1 protein-coding gene and 1 pseudogene are annotated in these 910 nt (G+C 46.3%); both read left to right on the top strand.

What is annotated here, in order from left to right; translation table 11 throughout:
- Positions 1-614, top strand: a 614-nt coding sequence (locus A3762_RS18510; protein WP_156493580.1) for an aminotransferase class III-fold pyridoxal phosphate-dependent enzyme, incomplete at its 5' end; no start/stop codon positions are given.
- Between the two features lie 67 nt (positions 615-681).
- Positions 682-910 (top strand): annotated as a pseudogene (locus A3762_RS18505) (hypothetical protein); the annotation flags it as partial.

Here is a 910-nt window from a genome sequence, read left to right as displayed (position 1 = left end):
TCCAAGCAGATATGGTCACCTACGGAAAAACACTCGGTGGCGGTTTGCCCGTTGGCGTCGTATGCGGCAAAGCAGAGCTAATGAAACGCTATAAAGAACACAAGCCGACGGATATATGTTTTGCGCGAGGGACCTTCAACGCACACCCATATGTCATGGGCGCCATGAATGCTTTTCTAAAACGCATAGAACAGCCGAAGTACTTGATCGAACCAGAGCGCTTAGACAAACAATGGAATACCCGAGCGCGCGTAATGAACGAAGTGTTTCAAGAAGCGGGTATTCCGATAAAAGTCGCCAACATGGCTTCTGTATTTGTGCCGATGTACACGCAAGCAAGTCGTTACAACTGGATGTATCAATACTATCTAAGAGCGGAAGGTTTGCTACTACCTTGGATTGGCACGGGACGCTTTATCTTTAGTCATAATTACAGTGATGAGGAATTCGAAACCGTCATCAAACGCATGGTTGCGGCAGGAATCGCCATGCAACATGCCGGTTGGTGGTGGCAAGCTCCGGCACTCACTAATAAATCAATCAAGCGTGATGTATTAAGAGAGCTAGTGAAAACCAAGCTGAGCGCTAAATCTAAATTGGCGAACTTAAGCTAGAATAAAAGTCTGAAGATTTAGGGTTTATATCGTCTAGACGATTCTCAATGATTTATTCGGACCAACTATGAAAAAAGCACTCATCCCCATTTTGCTCGTCACCCACATCATTGTTGGTGGCGTTGGCTTCGGCTTAGGCATTTATTTCTTGCCAATTTTAACTGCCCCACCGACTCCCTCAGAAGCAGAACTTGTTGAGTCGAGCAAATCGGCTAGCTACACCGCTACCTTTGTACGCGAACTAAAAGGCAGTGATAGTTTTCACTGGGGGGATGGCGACGTTTCACTGTCTCCTA

The sequence above is a fragment of the Oleiphilus sp. HI0125 genome (assembly GCF_001635355.1).
Note: the sequence above shows the minus strand (reverse complement) of the source record. Positions and strands in the feature narration are given on the sequence as shown.